We start from the raw sequence: 15577 nt of genomic DNA, 5'->3' as shown, positions 1-15577 counted from the left end.
GGGAACTTACTCCATCAATTATTTACTCACTAGAAGGCTCTTAAGTATATACCTCTATCTCAACCTCTATTCATGATGTGGTCATGTCCGTCTAACCTGTGAATAATAGACGCTACTTTATCACTGGGTATACCTAACTTTTCGTATAGGGCAAAAACAAGAAGTGTCTCTATAAATATAGACTTCTTATATAGGCTATCATCACTTTCGTGATAATCATTAGCATGAGTTATATCATTTCTAAGTTTGCAAATTCCATTAATATCGCTGTTAGAAAATATCCATTTATATCGTATTTCCTCAGGTAAAGATTTATAGAAATCGCCAATACATTTCGCGGTATTGTATTTAGAACCATTATATCTAGGCAGACCTTTTAAGAAGCTTGTAACTGACTTTTGATCGTCAAATCTTTTAACAAGGCACAGTTTAAACTTATCGATTAGTGAGCCTAGAACTTCTTCATCAACATAATTTTTGGACTTGTAGGCAAGGGACTCGAGGAGTCTAAAGTAACCTAAAAATCGCTCTTCAACGCTGTTCATATCTCTATATTTTCGATACTTCTTCCACTTTGATGAGTCATCGTTGTTTAACGAGAAAAAGCGGTCAAAGGCAGAAATGTCAAATTCGGGGTAACCAAAGGTATCGAAACGTAGATCTCTACCCAGTGGGTATAAGGGGTACCTGCTCTTACGTTGGCGACAATACTTAGTATGGGGATAATACAAAGATGCTTTAACTGTCGAGTACATAGTAGTGTCGAAAGCAATTTTCAGACTGTTAACACTAATATCATTGCCAATGATAAAGGACATTAGATTATAGAATCTGTCATACAACTCTTTAAGGTAGTCCAACGGTTGCTCTTCAGAAAGCATAACATGGAGTGACGGTGGAAAATGTACACCTGAAGAAAAATCGCTCGCAGAATAATGGGCGCTAACGTTGTATGCTAAAATAATATGACCAACACCCTGAAGAGGCAGCCTAAATTGGGTAGGGTCAAAATCTTTGTCGTTAAAAAGCGACTTTTCTTCATAGTGCTTTAGTATTTTATCTTGAGTGTTCGTATGTCCAATCCAGTTTTTTGCCTCTTCGAAATCTACTGAAAAACCACTAAACTTCTGCCCTTGATGCACCCTCGATGTAAAGTATGCCAGATAGTCAACTTCATAAACATACTCAAAAAATCCAATTTTTTTGTATTCTAATACTCCAGATCGAGCGCGAAGCACCCTTAAATTTTTCAATATGAATGAGTTATTAAACCCCTCGCACCATACTTCATCAATATCTGAAAAACCAAAAGAGCACGCTCTATCCCCAGTTTCCTCACCTTTTACAGTGAGAGTTACTCTATCAGGTGATAACTCCAGACGTCCTGCAAAACGTCTTTCACCGTCCTGCACTCTAACGTCAAAACCATAGTCCTTATTGAGTTCAAGAGTTTCGATTGCTTCCATGATTATCCCGAAAGTAAAATGTTAGTCCTTGTTCTGCTGGCAAATACAAAAGCCAGAGCCCTAAGTCATAATGGCAAATGACCCAATGGTAGCTAGGAATTTTCTATTTTTTATCTCCACCACTTAGACAGATAGCATATTATTAGTGAGGTGTTTTAAGTCAACATACCATGCAAAGCCGGGATAGCACAGTCCGCTCGTCGCTCATAGCTGTCTGTCAGATGAAGTCCAAACCTATTCATCGAAACTGTAAGATCAGATATGAGGTACTACACATTAACACACTGCAAGTTGTCGCTTTTTGGCAAAAAGCGACCATTTAACGACAAGCGGATGTTCTCTTTGCTTTTATAAATTAGAAAGAAATGTCGTAAATTCGTCAAAAACCGTCATTTTCAGACAGCGAACAATAAAGCACTGCTAGCCGCAAGCGTCAAAAACCCCGGATTCACGACAAGTTACGCCTCTTACACCAGTAAGTTCTACAAATATTTGTTCAGAGTTACACGACTCACCCCAAAATGCTCGGCAACTTCAGTTTTCGTCATGTGTGGGTCGATCAACATTGCGCGTGCTTTCCTAACATCAGAGTCATTAAGAGCTGGCTTTCGGCCACCTTTCCTGCCTCTCGCCCTAGCTGCCTGTAAGCCTGCCTTAGTCCTCTCACGAATTAAGCTATGTTCAAACTCAGCTAAGGCTCCAAAAACATGAAAAATCAATTTACCTGCGGCACTGGTAGTATCAATTGATTCAGTGAGAGACATGAAACCGACACCTTTGCTATCCAGAATAGTAATAATTGAAACTAGATCTTTTAAAGAGCGAGCTAAGCGGTCCAACTTCCAAACAACAAAAATATCCCCCTGCCTTAAACTTCTGATACAAACTTCTAATTCAGGCCGGTCTGATTTCGTTCCACTGATTTTCTCCTGGTAGACTTCCTCACACCCAGCCTCTTGGAGTGCATCAATCTGAAGTTCAATATTCTGATCTTGTGTACTTACTCGCGCATAACCAACGTACATAAAAGGCACCTTTGCTTAACGTAGATTTATTTACGTAATTTATTAACACGGCTTGTTGGCTTGGCAAGCATTTTGGCAGGAACATATAGGACGGAAAGAAAACGGTCGTTTTATTTACAAAACCAAATAGAGGCTACCGATGATTTTTAGCGCTCACGCAAATTAATTACCTGCATTTAATTATTAAGTCTTATTTACGGCCAATCACTTCTTCCTTTTATAAATGCTTCTTTAATTCCTTGCAAATTATCTAATGTTGCTTCATAACAGTTAGGCAGTGATTCAAGGGCTGGATAACAATGTGTGATCCCACCTGATAGAGTAGTGTCATAGATCAACCACCGGGCCTCTTTTCCAGAGTAATAGCCAATAGTCGTCATCGTATCAACACAAATTCTGAATTGCTCTCTAGTCATCAGAACGTTCCATGCATTCTCAAATACCTGACGGTCTGAGTACTCACCTATATTTTCTTGCTCAAAAATCAACCTTACAAAGATGTCACTGATAGCAGCCCAATAAAAACGAAGTTGAGCTTCTGGGGAGAGGTTAGGTAAAAGTAGGCCAACATTATTTTTTTCAGTAGATTTCCTAACTATATCTTCAATAGTTTTGGCGGACAGAACATAGTGTTTATTTCTTTCGCTAGGTTTTTGAGCTTCCAATCTATGGTGTTTTTGACACTCAGCTTTATATTGATTTCGACAATCGCATCTATGAAGTTTGCTATTAACTGAGAGGGCGTGAAGTTCTTGTTTGTCGTAAAATTCACTTGAGAGAATATCTTCATCGGGCTCCGGCAGATAACTATCGGCAAAGACACCTTTTAATGAAAATGCATCTTGTTCTCTATTTGGCAGGCAATCCGATACTGTATAATACCACTTCTGGAGGAATATGCCCTTCTCAACTCTCCCCTCCCAATCTAACGGGCAACGTAAATTCTCTTGGATAGACTTTATTAGCTTAGCTCTAGATGTTGAAGCCATGATTTTCCTTAAGCCTAACTTCTTATTTTTCGACTTCACCCTTGCTTAATTCCTGCTGATTCCAATTGATTGCAGGCTTTTCTAATACTGTTGCCGGTTTGCTATTGTCATTTGGGATTTCTGCATTAACTAGCGAAAAGCATGAATACCCCGCAAAGGCTATAGGAATTAAAAGCTCTACACCTAAGCGAATATAAAATGTTGGTTTCGAGCGAGAGTAGATTTCTCGTAAGTGCTGCCGAAACTTCTCATCTTCGTCAACCCCAAATATTTGGTAAGATTCATTTTTACTTTGTTCTTTTATCTCTTCGATTTCTTTCGAAGCAATAACAATTTTCCAGGCCGTTAGCTCAGAATAGACATAGACCATGAAGCTTACAGCGAAATAGGCAATTGCTGCGGCCAGTACTATCATCAAAGCTCGCTGATTAGAGGAGGTAAACTCAACTCCAAAAGCTGAAATTTTTGATGGCACTAAGCCTACTTTTGTTAATACAACACCGATAACAGAAGCTGTCATAAGGTTACGACGAACTTTACGAGTTGTCTCGACTAAAGGCTCTCTTAGCCTGCTGGAAAAGTGACTTGATTCGCTCATGCTGTTTTGTCTTCTGAAATTTAAATACTGACCTAACGGATAGTTGTGCTATTGAATAGAGACTGTTTTTAATTTTTCTTTAGTTTTTAGCATATCAGCTCAGCCACTACTAGAAAATGGAGTATTTAATAGCTCACTCATGGGTTCATTCTGACTCTCTCGGCTAAAATATCGCGTTACCTTCAACAGCAGCCAATGCGGCCTCTCTTCGACCCGTTAGTTTTTTCGCTTTCCTGCCGCTAGGGACGGCCGTGTGTTTGATAGTCTAAGGTATCAAGAAACCAGTCCATCGATAGTCAACTCAGAATGCTATCTTGGCCTGCTATATGAAACAGTAGTGGTTCAGCTTGCGTTGCGGAACACAGCTGCTTAGAGTTTCCATGAACCAGCGTACCCGTTGACAAGTTACTTAAGGCTGCCTATGATCTGCGAGGTGAGCTTCGGGTATCACTACTTTTGGTAGCCCTCCGAAGACGAATGATTAAACCCGTCGAATTTGGCGGGTTTTGTTTTATAGAAGTAAACCAAATAGAACGCCCCCGCTTTGTTTACTCTCTTGCTATTGTCCTAACTATAAGAAGAATTGCATACGCAGTCCTTTCTGCTATCTGCATTCTCAGCGGGACTCCTCCCCCTGATAAAAGTCCCCTGCAACGGTCGGATTTAGTGGCTTGGCTGCCTAAAGAAACCTTTAAATGGTTGTATTACAAACTCTAAAACACTTAAAGCTGTGCTACTTATGTTTGTCTTTTACTTCAGTCCCAAACTCTAAGGGAACTTTGGATGGTCTATGGAATCTAGCCTCGCCCAAGAAATTATTCTAAACGCTCTGCTGATGCCTATGTGGCGTCCAAAACCGACCACCCGAATCTTAGTGGATTCTGATCAGGAATCACAATACGGCAGCGATGATTGGCTGCGTTTTTCTTTTACTTCAACCTCAAAATTTGAGGGGATTTAGATAAGGTGCAAAATTAGCCACCTTATCTAAAACCGGTTGCATTTTTTTATCATAAAATCAGTGTCTGCGAGGCTAAAGCATCTTATGCCTCATGCCTCGCACCGTGCTGAGTGCGGTAAACCACTCCTAAACAGAAATAATATATAAAAAGGACGGATAATATGTATCTAGAAGCACAAAAAAGTTGGGAAATTGACAACCAACTACTAGCAGCCTTAGGTGACACTGAAACAAGACAATTTCCATTGATAGAAATCTCTGTTAACACTGAAGTTTTTCATGTTGAACTCGATATTGAATACAACGATGAAGAAGAAACTTACCCACTCATGCACCGGTTTTTTTGTCTCACGCATGATCAAGCGCTGACGCTTATAAAGTCGGAGCGTGTCGTAAGTCACAAAATTTCTCTTATGACACCTCGCTTCATGAGTCAAAACAAAAAATACGCGATTCAAGATGTTGAAGAGATTTTACTCGTTGAGAGCGCTGATAAACGTCGCGCGATCTTGTATCGATTCTGCGATGGAACGGAGAGTACAAGTTGCATGTCTGATGAAATCAGTGAGTATGAAGTCAAAAAGTGCTTTTACAGCCGAAACATGCACAAAGTAAAATAGACTAACAGTATTCGCTCAAACCTAATCTGAATCGCTACTCGTTTCTAGTGAACTATTGGCGATTCAGTCTTATATCGGTTTACCCTGGAGTCTAAGCGCCCGATTAATATCTCCCAAGAATAGATTCACTCCCCACAGGATAAGCAAGAAGTATATAAACCATGCAGCTAGTCCAAGATAGAATAGGTGAGCAGTATTTACGTTATAAATTATTAGTCCCCACATACCCGAAAAAACAGCCAGTAGCCCCACCCCGACTCCAATAATTTTGAACCGTTCAATCGCACGCTTCTTAAGTGTAGATACGCGTTCAGTCAAAGAAAACTCACTTTCCTTGATGTTTATCTCGCAGTATCTGCCACCGGCTTTTTCATATTGCTCGAGTTTCGAGAATGCGCCTGGCTCATTAATAAACCACTGAATTTCACTCTTAGTTAAAACTTTTGTAGTCAGCCCACTCAAAATAAGCAATATTTCTGAGTAATTGTGATCCATATCATTTGCGAGACGTTTAATGGCAGAGTATTTACTGTGCAGCTCTTTTACTTTTTCCTCTTTGAATCTCTTCAACTTCTGAAAAGTGACAAGGCATACAACAGTACTAGACATAGCACCAATAAGTCCCCAAATAGCATTTATGTAACTATTAAAATCCATGTAAAAGCTCCTTTTTAAATAGTCATATTCGATACACTTGAATCTCTCTATGAACATGTTCGGATCACAGCGAAATGATGAACTCACTCCGTTACACCGCTCTGCTAGCACTTATGGTTAGCAAACCGAACTTCAGGAAGAGGATCTTCTTTTGCCTCCTCCAATACTCTATATAAATCATCGGCTTCAAAGCCTTTATCTATTATCTCTTGCGCTAAATTTACGCAAGTAGCCCTTACGAGCGAGTTGCTGATCGAGTCTCTGCTGCTAGGTAAAATGTTTTGGTATCCACAGCTGTCAAATATAATCGGCACCGAGTCGGTGACCGACCTAATATTATCTTTACTTAAATAGCCTTGCTTCAACAGTTGAAGAATAGTCCATAGCGGGGCACCGATTCTTGTCGGAAGATTGTAATTAATCAAATGCACTAACCGTAAAATGAGTTCGTCGGTTGCTTGACATTTTTCAAGCTCCCGCCATCTTAAAAGGGCGAATGTTGAAAAAGCGAGGGTCTCGCTTTCACCCAATTGAAAGCCTCGCCTGATAATCTCTTTAACTGAATTAGCTTCATTTATGTCAGCCGCTGCAAAATAGGAAAACGCTATTAAAATTTCGGGACTCTTAACGTCGTTGTAAAAATCTTTTAACTTCTTGAAGTTCTTTTTAGTTAACTCTATATCCGACAAAGCTGGAACTATAGAACGAGAGAGCGTTTCGCTTACTAACTTAGCCAACTCCTTTTTATACTGGTTTTTCTGGCCTGTTACATCGTCATCACTGTAACTGGGACGCCAAGCCACCAATTCTTTGAAGTAGCGTTTCGCCTGACTCTCAGAGGGAAATAACTTGACAGTACTATTCAAAGAAGCACTTATCAGATCGTTTAACAGACTATCAGATGGGTCGGCTATACTTCTGTTCTCAAATAGATAGTTTTTAACCAATTTGGTAACAGCAGCCTTATCGCGAGCCGGTAACTTTAGGAGAACATAGTTTAATAAACCCGTCGTTGGTAACTCTTCATAACATGAATGCTCGGGCCATAACTGAACAGCTAACTTATCTTTTTCGTTATCAGTTAAAAAGTCGCTTTCGACTAATGGTATTAGTCTCTCCAAAGCTACAACGCTTTGCTCAGAGAGTGGTGATATTTTTTCAATTATCTCATCGATTCGACGATCTAAATTACTGCTTGAACCCCTAACTCCCGGATGATTAACAACTGGGTTTGGCCATCGAAAATGAGGTTCAGCGTTCACTTCTGATTCAAGAGGGAATAACAAACTACCCTCTAGTATTTTGTGCTGCTGAGCTTCAGGAATACTTTTTTGCGAAAAGTCGATTAAATCCCCAAGCGCTTTAAATAGCCACCAATGCCTAAAGTGTGGATTTTTACCAAGAGAAATGGCCATCTGATAAAGTTTAATAGCCTTTTCCGGATTAGCGCGAGTAGATAATCTGGCTAGAGCTTCAATGAAAACCCTTAGCTTTTCAATTGCATAGGCTCTTTTATCATTGTCAGCTGATAATAGTACTAGCCAATAATCGATCGCCCCTTCACATTGCCTTAACGCAGAACTAACTTCAGATTCTGATAGTCGAGCCACCTGAACTCTCGAGAGAACACGGTTCAAAGAATCAGAAGTTTCGCTATTTGCTGTTCGAATAGCTAAAGAAAGTCGGTGTATGTTACCTAAGTCATCCAACTCGCAAAGCCTTTTAGCGTGATTTCCTAAAAGGTTCACATTTGACCAACGTAAGGGAATACCCACCTCATTTGTAATGCCCTCATAAATTAATAATGAATGTGAGTCGTTATTAAAAGTTACTGTATTAGATTTATCTTTATACCGGCCTGGATGGAACGATGGTTCAACGCCCTTTTTACTCTCTTGTCTCTCAAGATCATCAACCACTTTTGTTCTAACTTGCTCCAAGTAATCCCAAGGATCACATTTTAACTCCCGATAATTTACGGGGAGCTCCTCTGTTTTTTCTTCTTTCGATAGGAAATAAACGCTACGCATTAACCAACTTGCCCATGCCAGGCGCGACAGTATATGTATCGAACTCTGATCATTCCGATATTGGCTTAGTAACTTGCGGTAAGCCTCTGAAATTAATACTTTCCCTTCCTCAAATCGCCCTAATTCTGCTAACAGTGATGCTTTTCTTAACTTCCAAATAGGGTTTGCTTCTTTAAGATTTTTAACGCACAGCTCTAAGTTTCGGTAGTCAAGGTTATCCCTAGCAAGCAATGCTTGGTGATAAGCCAACTCATTTGACGCTTCCGTCCAATACTTTCCGTGTTTCTCTAAAATCGAGCTTGTTAATTCGACGATCTCCTCTTTTTCTGAGTAATCTATCCACCGAGAACTTTTTAGAAGCAGTAGAGCAATCTCAAGCTGCTGTTTTTTAGACAGCGTACATGGCTCGCTTGGATCACATAACTTTATAAACTCGCTTACTAACCAAGGTTCGACCACGTCATAAGTTACCATTCGCCTCCACGCTACTTCGTAAAGTAATTTAGCACGTTGGTCTTTGCCTAAAGCCTGTAAGATTCTCGATGATAAAATCAAGCTAGATATTTGGGATTTTAGCTCAAACCTCTTGATCGATGGACACACCAACCAACCCGGATAAGATGACCTATCTTTTTTTAGTGTTTTTGTTATTTCATTTATAGATTGCTTAATTTGCGCATCGCTAATGTTTTCTTTTAAGCCCGTTAAAAGAGAGTGTGTCTGATTTAACTGCGTTGGGCTCCATTCCCAAGCGAGCATTGGCTTTAGTTCATATAAAGCCTTAAGAAAACACCTTGTTGCCTCAAAGTGTTGAGCATTAGGATCATCGTACTCAGAAACAAGATCATATAGGTCAATAGGGGCAACGTTGATCGACTCTAAATACTTTCGCCGTGACGGAGGCAGATTCAGGGCTCCGACAAGATAGATTCTTCGCGAGTGATGAGATAAATGATCTCTCACCCAGCCTGCCCACTGTAAGAAGTTTGGATCATCACCAGAGAAGCCCAGTAAGCAGAGTTCATTCTCTATAAAAACTTGTCGCGAAAAATTCACAAAAGCAGCGTAATTACTTGGGTACTTTCTATAGTCCTCTTGGGTGAAAACCAGGTCTTTAGTCACATCAATAGTGCCATGCAACTTAACTAGTCTCGGAGCCCGTGCACTAGATAAATCTTCTTGTTTTGAAACAACACTATAAACAGGGTTATTTATATTGAGAGAGGCGCGCTCAAGTAATGTATCCCAGTTCGTCGTTAGTACCTCTGACCACGGAAGTTTCAAAACCTGCTCATGCAGCTCCCCTGGCGTGAAGGAACGATCGTTTACTGTTGCTTTTATTAGGTCATATAACGCTTGCTTGCCAAAGTAGGCCCTGTATTCCTCGGCTACTCGCAAAGGGTCGGGGTTACTTGTACCCATTTCGCCATTAATAGCTGCAGAGAAATCACTCCACAACGGTAAGTGCTTATTATCCCCTCCTGTTACTGCACCCGCTCGACTAAAGCCCGCGCCTATCATTATAGCGGCTCCGTGGTAAGCACTATCCTGTTGCCAAAGCGCTTTCGCAAGCTTTTTTAAAGCGTTGTAATCAGAAATTTGGGAAATAGCGTCCATTACTTAAATTGCTCCTGACAAACATATAAAGATACAAACTACATTCGAGCGCTTAATGAGTCAAAAAACTGATTATTCAGAGATTAAGTGTTTTTTTAGTCGGGTTATTTACCTTATTAGATAAGCAGCTATACAATCTTTTGAGAGTAAGGTTTTATGTAAAAAACGAAGTAATTCCCACCTGCTCGACTGAAAATCGCTTAGTAGCTCTACAGCCCTTTAAAAGCGAGGGTTTATGCGAAAATTGAACCAGTTCCGCTCCTTATCAACTGAAAATTGCTTAACGTCTCTGCAGGCCTTTAAAAATAAGGAGTTACACAAAAATGGAACCAGTTCCACTCCCACTCCAAATAATAGTCAGGAACTGTCGGTTATTCTCGGTCCGCTTCATAGAACCTGTTGATTTTTTAAACAACACCCCAATATAAGTATTGCCTTAATTGAAGGCGATATTTGGAGAAATAAGATGTCTGACGATGATTTTAATGTGTATCAAGGTGAAGATGGTAAGTGGCGTGGAAAAAGGCAGAGTGCATCACGAGCTAGTGTTGTAGCAGATACACAAGCAGATGCCTTTAAGCAAACCAAAGAGCTCGCAATGCGATCCGGCTCGGAGATATCGATACATAGAGGTGATAACGGGAAAATCCGGGACAAACACTCCTATGGCAACGATCCCGAATCGACAGAAGGATAATGACATGAGCTGGAAAGTTTATATTTTAAATACCAATACGGAAAATGACGACCAAGAAGTTCACGTAGTAAATGAATGTAACCATTTACCTTCACTAGAAAACCAGGAAGACTTGGGCATACACGATTCATGTCATTCTGCCGTAAAAGAGGCCAAACGAAGGCACCCTGAGTGGTCTATAAATGGATGCTACTATTGCAGCAATGCATGCCATACTGGGTAGTTTTTGTTTATTGGTGGTGAGTTTATAGCTCAAGCTGTACCACCTAATTCGGTTTACTAACATTTCAGTCCACTCCAAGAGCTACTGCTAAGTTTCTAATGAACTAACTGCGATTCATAACCTTATTAACCAGCTCCATAAAACATATTTCGCACAGGTCAAAATGAAAGCTCTCGCCGTCCCGACCTGAACCGTAGCCAAACGATGCTTTGAGTACACCAAAGTCAGCAAAATCATTCAGATTCTCTTGATAGTCTTTTTGTATTTCGGGAACTAGCGATTCTCCACATTTGTCGCAGACGATATCAGTGACGACTTCCACTGACATTTTAGCCGTTTTCTTCATTGGAGCTTCTCCTTATAAATTTCCTATAGCATACTGATTTTGCAACCTAAATAGACTTTGGGCGGCGGCGCTAGTTCAAGGGAAAGGTCAGTTCAGTTAGCGCACTACAACTCAGCATTAAATCATAGCTAAGGTATGTTTTGCGAGAGTGTCTACACTACTTGAGGTGAGGCAAGGGTAAGTGGCATAGTTAATTAATGCCGATTTATACATAAAGAGGGATAAATGGATAACATGCTTGAGCAGCTTTTCTCAGGACTAATACCAGTTGCGATTCTTAGCGTTTTTGTTATATACGCTATTTATGTGTTTAAGACAAAAGTGCAACCAGACAATGAAAGAAATCAGAATAAAACCGGGTCAGAAAATGAACAAAAAAACTAAAAGTGTAAAGGTCAAAACAGCAATCCAAAGCACAAAACTAAATCAAAAGGCGTGGGAGAAGTTAAACAAAGTAATCAATGAGCCAGCCGAGCCTACAGCAGCACTGAAAACCTTGATGAAAAACAGCTAGCTTGTTGCTTCTGAGCAGTAGAACCGGTCCCACAAGCAGTGCTTGTTCATTCACACAGCGACGGTCAAAAACTAAAAAGCCTCCGAGAGGAGGCTAAATCATTGCATCTTGGTCACCGCCGCATTGACTTGACTCGAAGTGAATAGCAACAGATCTAAATCCCAAGTGCTTACTGGATTAATTTTATTGAAGCTAATTAAAATTAGCAGCCATAAAGATCGGGAAAACCTGACTGATCGGCGGGGCTTCTAAAATTAAACTAGCAAGCAATCGCTGCCATAGCTGACTCATAAATGACACCCGAGAACACTCAAACTCAACATTATCAGGCAATCTTTTAGACACCAGTTGCAGAACTTGCCATAAAAGTTTATGGCGCTCCCTGCATAGACAACTCAAAAAAAGCACAGCCTTGATACTTTCTTAGAAAATGAAAAAGGCACTATTTGGCGCAAATACAGTACTTGCCATAAATATTTATAGCGAGTACTGCAGCTCAACCTAAACGCAAATATTCCATACAGCTGTGCCGCAGGTACTGTACATGCCATACAGATAAATATTATAGAAAAAGCCTGCATCACGTAATCTTCTCATAACGCAAAACTAACTGACTATAAGCTTAGAACTTTAAGCCAGGTGCAGCACCTGCGACACAGATCTGTATCACAAGACATGTAACGGCGACTGCTATATTTAGTGTGTAAATACCGAAATAGCCAAGTTATTAAGTCAGTTTCTCAAGCAAGATGCAGCACTTGCGACACAGATCTGTGTCGCAACACATGTAATTGAGTTAAGAAGTTGGTTGATTGAAGCACGTGTCGCAGATGCTGCGCCTGCGACACAGATAAATATTATATAAACTGCATGCATCAGCTAACTTTGTTGTAAAATCGAATTATTGAAAAATACATGGCTCAAAACCAAGTTTTGAAATTAGTTTGATACTAGAAGTCAAACTTCGTTCGTTACTCTGAAATAAGAAGGGTACAGGAAGCCCCGCAAATTCTCTCGCGGGGCTTATTGTCAACAGTATAAACATGTCAAGCTTTAGCGCCAGAGGCATATTCCCAAGGATCCCGAACGTTTTCGTCAGACTCCGCCGGCGGAATATAAGATGACACCACTTTTTCCAAGTCTTCCAGGTATTCCCATTTGGTCTTCGGCACGTAGGAACGCCCGCTTCTCCGGTCCTCACCCTCGCGGGCTTCATAAACAGCCTGCAAAGCATCTTTACTACTTAAAACGGACTGCAGTTTATTCATAGCCTGGGGCTCTGCTTTCATGTCTACAAGTTCATTGGTGCTGCTCGTTTGTATACCTAATAGATTATCGAGGCCGATGACCGCAGCTTCCAGGTAGCCGATTTGTTCCTTTCTATTTAGGTCGTTAAGTTGGTCACCCATTTCTACGAGCTGTTCGTCACTGAAATTATAGGTTGTCAGCAACTCCCCCATATTCTCAAGCATTTTTTTCGTTGTCTCGAATAGGTTATCGCCAAACCCTTTGCTGATACTCACCACATGTTCCGAATCACCAAAAGCGCTCATTTCAAAGAAAGGGTTTGTTTTAAGTGCTACTTTACCAATAAAAGACAATATGCTCGTTCTGGCCTCATCACTTTTATCCAGAAGACCGTCAAGCAGTTGCTCACCTTCAATCCGGCTCATTCCAAGCACATTTAACAAGCTACTTTGCTGTTCCCGGCTGTATTGATCGAGCTTGTTAACAAAATCAGCGGGCGATTTGGTATCTATTACGGTCGAAACAAAGTTCTGCAGGTCGTTCGCGCTCGATTTAACGTCGAAATATCCTCCTAGAGATTCATAGGTATCATTGTTCTCACGCTCAGCTTTGTGAATACTGATTTTTTCATCATATTCAGCCGCCTTTTCAATCAGTTGATCCCGGGCAATTCGCTGAGTGTCTGATAGCACTTCAATAAATTGTTCTACTTTTTCTTCGTATGTTCTGGAGGGATTAAATTCATTAACATGGGTAAAAAGCATGTTTGCAGAAGCCGACAACCCATAAAATGTATCGGTTAACTGCGAAAGTTGTTCTTTGTCCAGGGTTTCAACCATAGACAAGAAATCATCGTTCGATGTAATGCCTAACCTACCCAGCCGGATAAAATCTTCCTCAGACATTTTTGAGTACAAATCTTTTAGTTTTTCTATTTTCTCCGCCGAGAATTCTGATTGTATTGGCTCTTCCAACCATTTATTAAAATTAAAATAGAGTTTATCTAGCTCACTAAGGAAGACCCCCTGGGTATTTTCAGGCTGGGTATCCAGAGGCTCCGACACATGGCTCTGTAGCACCGTTATCGGCTGCTTAGCGGGTACCGGCTTGGTTAAGGATGAATAGTGATTTGTTATTGATATTTTCACCTTTAGTCTCTTATTAGTATGAGATACCTACTATAATCATCGGCAGTAACGAATAAATATTGAGCAAAATTTGAGGATTTCTTCCTTGCGCCCCGGCACTTTGCGGTAATCTTTAAAAAAGATAACAAACGAACTTAGATAACTTTGAAGGCAGCCAGTATTCCATGAGCAATATTCTTAACAATGCTGAACAAGGTTGTGACTCGCACGAACAACCGTCATCTGCAATAGAAGTTATTATTGAACCTCGCGACAGCGACTTAGGCGGCTTTTATGTCCGCCGCGCATTACCCACTCGCCAAAAGCGTATGGTCGGACCGTGGATTTTCTTTGATGAAATGGGCCCAGCCGACTTCCCACAGGGAGAAGGTGTCAATGTCGCACCACACCCGCATATTGGGTTATCCACTGTCACTTACTTATTCGATGGCGAAATGCTGCACCGGGACTCCATTGGCAGTTATCAGATAATTACGCCCGGCGATATCAACCTGATGGTCGCAGGCAAAGGCGTTACGCACTCAGAAAGAGAGCGCCCGGAAATTACGGCCCGCGCTCACAGGCTACATGGCTTGCAACTCTGGTTAGCTATACCCGAACAGTACGAGCAGACAGAGCCTGCCTTTTATCATATTCCGTCAACCGATATTCCGTCGGCTAATGTGAATGGGGTTTCGGTTCGCGTCATGATAGGTGAAGCTTATGGCGTAAAGTCACCTGTTCCTACCTTGTCTGAAACTTTGTACCTAGAAGCCAAGTTGGACTCTGGCCAAGAACTGACGTTACCGACAACAGAAGAGTTGGCTGTTTATATCGTTTCTGGTCGCTTAAATTCAGAAGGTAAAGAACTAGCGGCAAGAACATTGGTTGTATTAAAAACTGAAGAGCAACCCGTTATTACAGCTCAGGAACCATCACATATTGTCATTATTGGCGGTAATGCATTGGGCAACCGGTTTATTAACTGGAATTTTGTGTCCTCTAATAAAGAACTAATAGAGCAGGCAAGAAAAGATTGGCAGAATCAACGCTTTGATAAAGTTGTTGGCGATGAAGATGAGTTTATTCCTTTGCCTTAGTGGTTCCAGCCAACCGCTATAATAGCCATTCCGGTTAAAGTGAAAGCAGCGCCTACGGCATCGTAAGTCGACAATGAAGCTCCTTCAACAGCCTTTAACCACAGCAGTGCAGTTACCACGTAAACGCCCCCATAAGCCGCATAGACCCTGCCACTTTCAGCCGGATGCAATGTAAGCAGCCAGGCAAATACTGCCAAACTGATAGCTGCAGGAATCAATAACCAGGCACTTCCATCTTTTTTCAACCACAGGTAAGGTAAATAGCATCCGATAATTTCGGCAATTGCAGTAATAAAGAAAAGCCCTAGCGTTTTGGCTATCAACAAAACAGACATGTTCAGCACCTTTATTTAGCAGGA

General features: G+C 41.0%; 13 protein-coding genes. 4 read left to right on the top strand and 9 right to left on the bottom strand.

Translation table 11 applies throughout. The features are described from left to right. Positions 1-59 precede the first annotated feature (59 nt). The 4 genes from ACP7H9_RS08295 to ACP7H9_RS08280 all read right to left on the bottom strand — a co-directional run bounded on the left by ACP7H9_RS08295 (position 60) and on the right by ACP7H9_RS08280 (position 4078). Positions 60-1466, bottom strand: a complete 1407-nt coding sequence (locus ACP7H9_RS08295; RefSeq protein ID WP_439222567.1) for a HEPN domain-containing protein — start codon at positions 1464-1466, stop codon at positions 60-62. A gap of 482 nt (positions 1467-1948) precedes the next feature. Beyond that, a complete protein-coding gene (locus ACP7H9_RS08290; protein WP_114982436.1) occupies positions 1949-2491 on the bottom strand; it encodes a recombinase family protein in 543 nt (180 codons plus the stop codon). A gap of 194 nt (positions 2492-2685) precedes the next feature. Then, entirely contained in the window at positions 2686-3480 is a 795-nt protein-coding gene (locus tag ACP7H9_RS08285) for a hypothetical protein (RefSeq protein WP_133493660.1), read from the bottom strand. A gap of 22 nt (positions 3481-3502) precedes the next feature. After that, entirely contained in the window at positions 3503-4078 is a 576-nt protein-coding gene (locus tag ACP7H9_RS08280; protein ID WP_439222566.1) for a hypothetical protein, read from the bottom strand. Between the two features lie 1122 nt (positions 4079-5200). Here ACP7H9_RS08280 and ACP7H9_RS08275 point away from each other — a divergent pair. Further along, the gene (locus tag ACP7H9_RS08275) at positions 5201-5659 is read left to right on the top strand and encodes a hypothetical protein (protein WP_114982439.1); all 459 of its coding nucleotides are present in this window, start codon (positions 5201-5203) and stop codon (positions 5657-5659) included. 69 nt (positions 5660-5728) lie between these two features. Here the strand turns inward: ACP7H9_RS08275 and ACP7H9_RS08270 are convergent, their stop codons facing one another. Beyond that, positions 5729-6316 (bottom strand): hypothetical protein, encoded by a 588-nt coding sequence (locus ACP7H9_RS08270; protein ID WP_208107278.1) that lies wholly within the window; start codon positions 6314-6316, stop codon positions 5729-5731. Between the two features lie 104 nt (positions 6317-6420). Continuing rightward, complete coding sequence (locus ACP7H9_RS08265) at positions 6421-9963, bottom strand: SIR2 family NAD-dependent protein deacylase (RefSeq protein ID WP_114982441.1); 3543 nt, start codon at positions 9961-9963, stop codon at positions 6421-6423. A gap of 466 nt (positions 9964-10429) precedes the next feature. Here ACP7H9_RS08265 and ACP7H9_RS08260 point away from each other — a divergent pair, with 466 nt between their 5' ends. Continuing rightward, positions 10430-10660, top strand: coding sequence for a DUF2188 domain-containing protein (locus ACP7H9_RS08260; protein WP_114982442.1), 231 nt, complete (start codon positions 10430-10432; stop codon positions 10658-10660). Between the two features lie 326 nt (positions 10661-10986). Here ACP7H9_RS08260 and ACP7H9_RS08255 read toward each other — a convergent pair whose 3' ends face one another. Next, positions 10987-11229: a hypothetical protein gene (locus ACP7H9_RS08255; RefSeq protein WP_114982444.1), complete on the bottom strand. Its 243-nt coding sequence runs from the start codon at positions 11227-11229 to the stop codon at positions 10987-10989. 334 nt (positions 11230-11563) lie between these two features. Here ACP7H9_RS08255 and ACP7H9_RS08250 point away from each other — a divergent pair, with 334 nt between their 5' ends. After that, positions 11564-11743 carry a DUF1778 domain-containing protein gene (locus tag ACP7H9_RS08250; protein WP_133493659.1) on the top strand — a complete coding sequence of 60 codons (180 nt, stop codon included), beginning with the start codon at positions 11564-11566 and terminating at the stop codon, positions 11741-11743. Between the two features lie 1046 nt (positions 11744-12789). Here the strand turns inward: ACP7H9_RS08250 and ACP7H9_RS08245 are convergent. Beyond that, complete coding sequence (locus tag ACP7H9_RS08245; protein WP_114982446.1) at positions 12790-14139, bottom strand: hypothetical protein; 1350 nt, start codon at positions 14137-14139, stop codon at positions 12790-12792. Positions 14140-14303: 164 nt separating this feature from the next. Between ACP7H9_RS08245 and ACP7H9_RS08240 the strand changes: the two genes are divergently transcribed. After that, positions 14304-15218, top strand: a complete 915-nt coding sequence (locus ACP7H9_RS08240) for a pirin family protein (RefSeq protein ID WP_110013412.1) — start codon at positions 14304-14306, stop codon at positions 15216-15218. Here ACP7H9_RS08240 and ACP7H9_RS08235 read toward each other — a convergent pair. Further along, entirely contained in the window at positions 15215-15553 is a 339-nt protein-coding gene (locus tag ACP7H9_RS08235; protein WP_011235558.1) for a YnfA family protein, read from the bottom strand. The two genes, ACP7H9_RS08240 and ACP7H9_RS08235, sit on opposite strands and share 4 nt — an antisense overlap. Positions 15554-15577: the final 24 nt, after the last annotated feature.

The organism is Idiomarina sp. ST20R2A10 (assembly GCF_051842345.1).
GTDB classification, from domain to species: domain Bacteria; phylum Pseudomonadota; class Gammaproteobacteria; order Enterobacterales; family Alteromonadaceae; genus Idiomarina; species Idiomarina loihiensis.
Note: the sequence above shows the minus strand (reverse complement) of the source record. Positions and strands in the feature narration are given on the sequence as shown.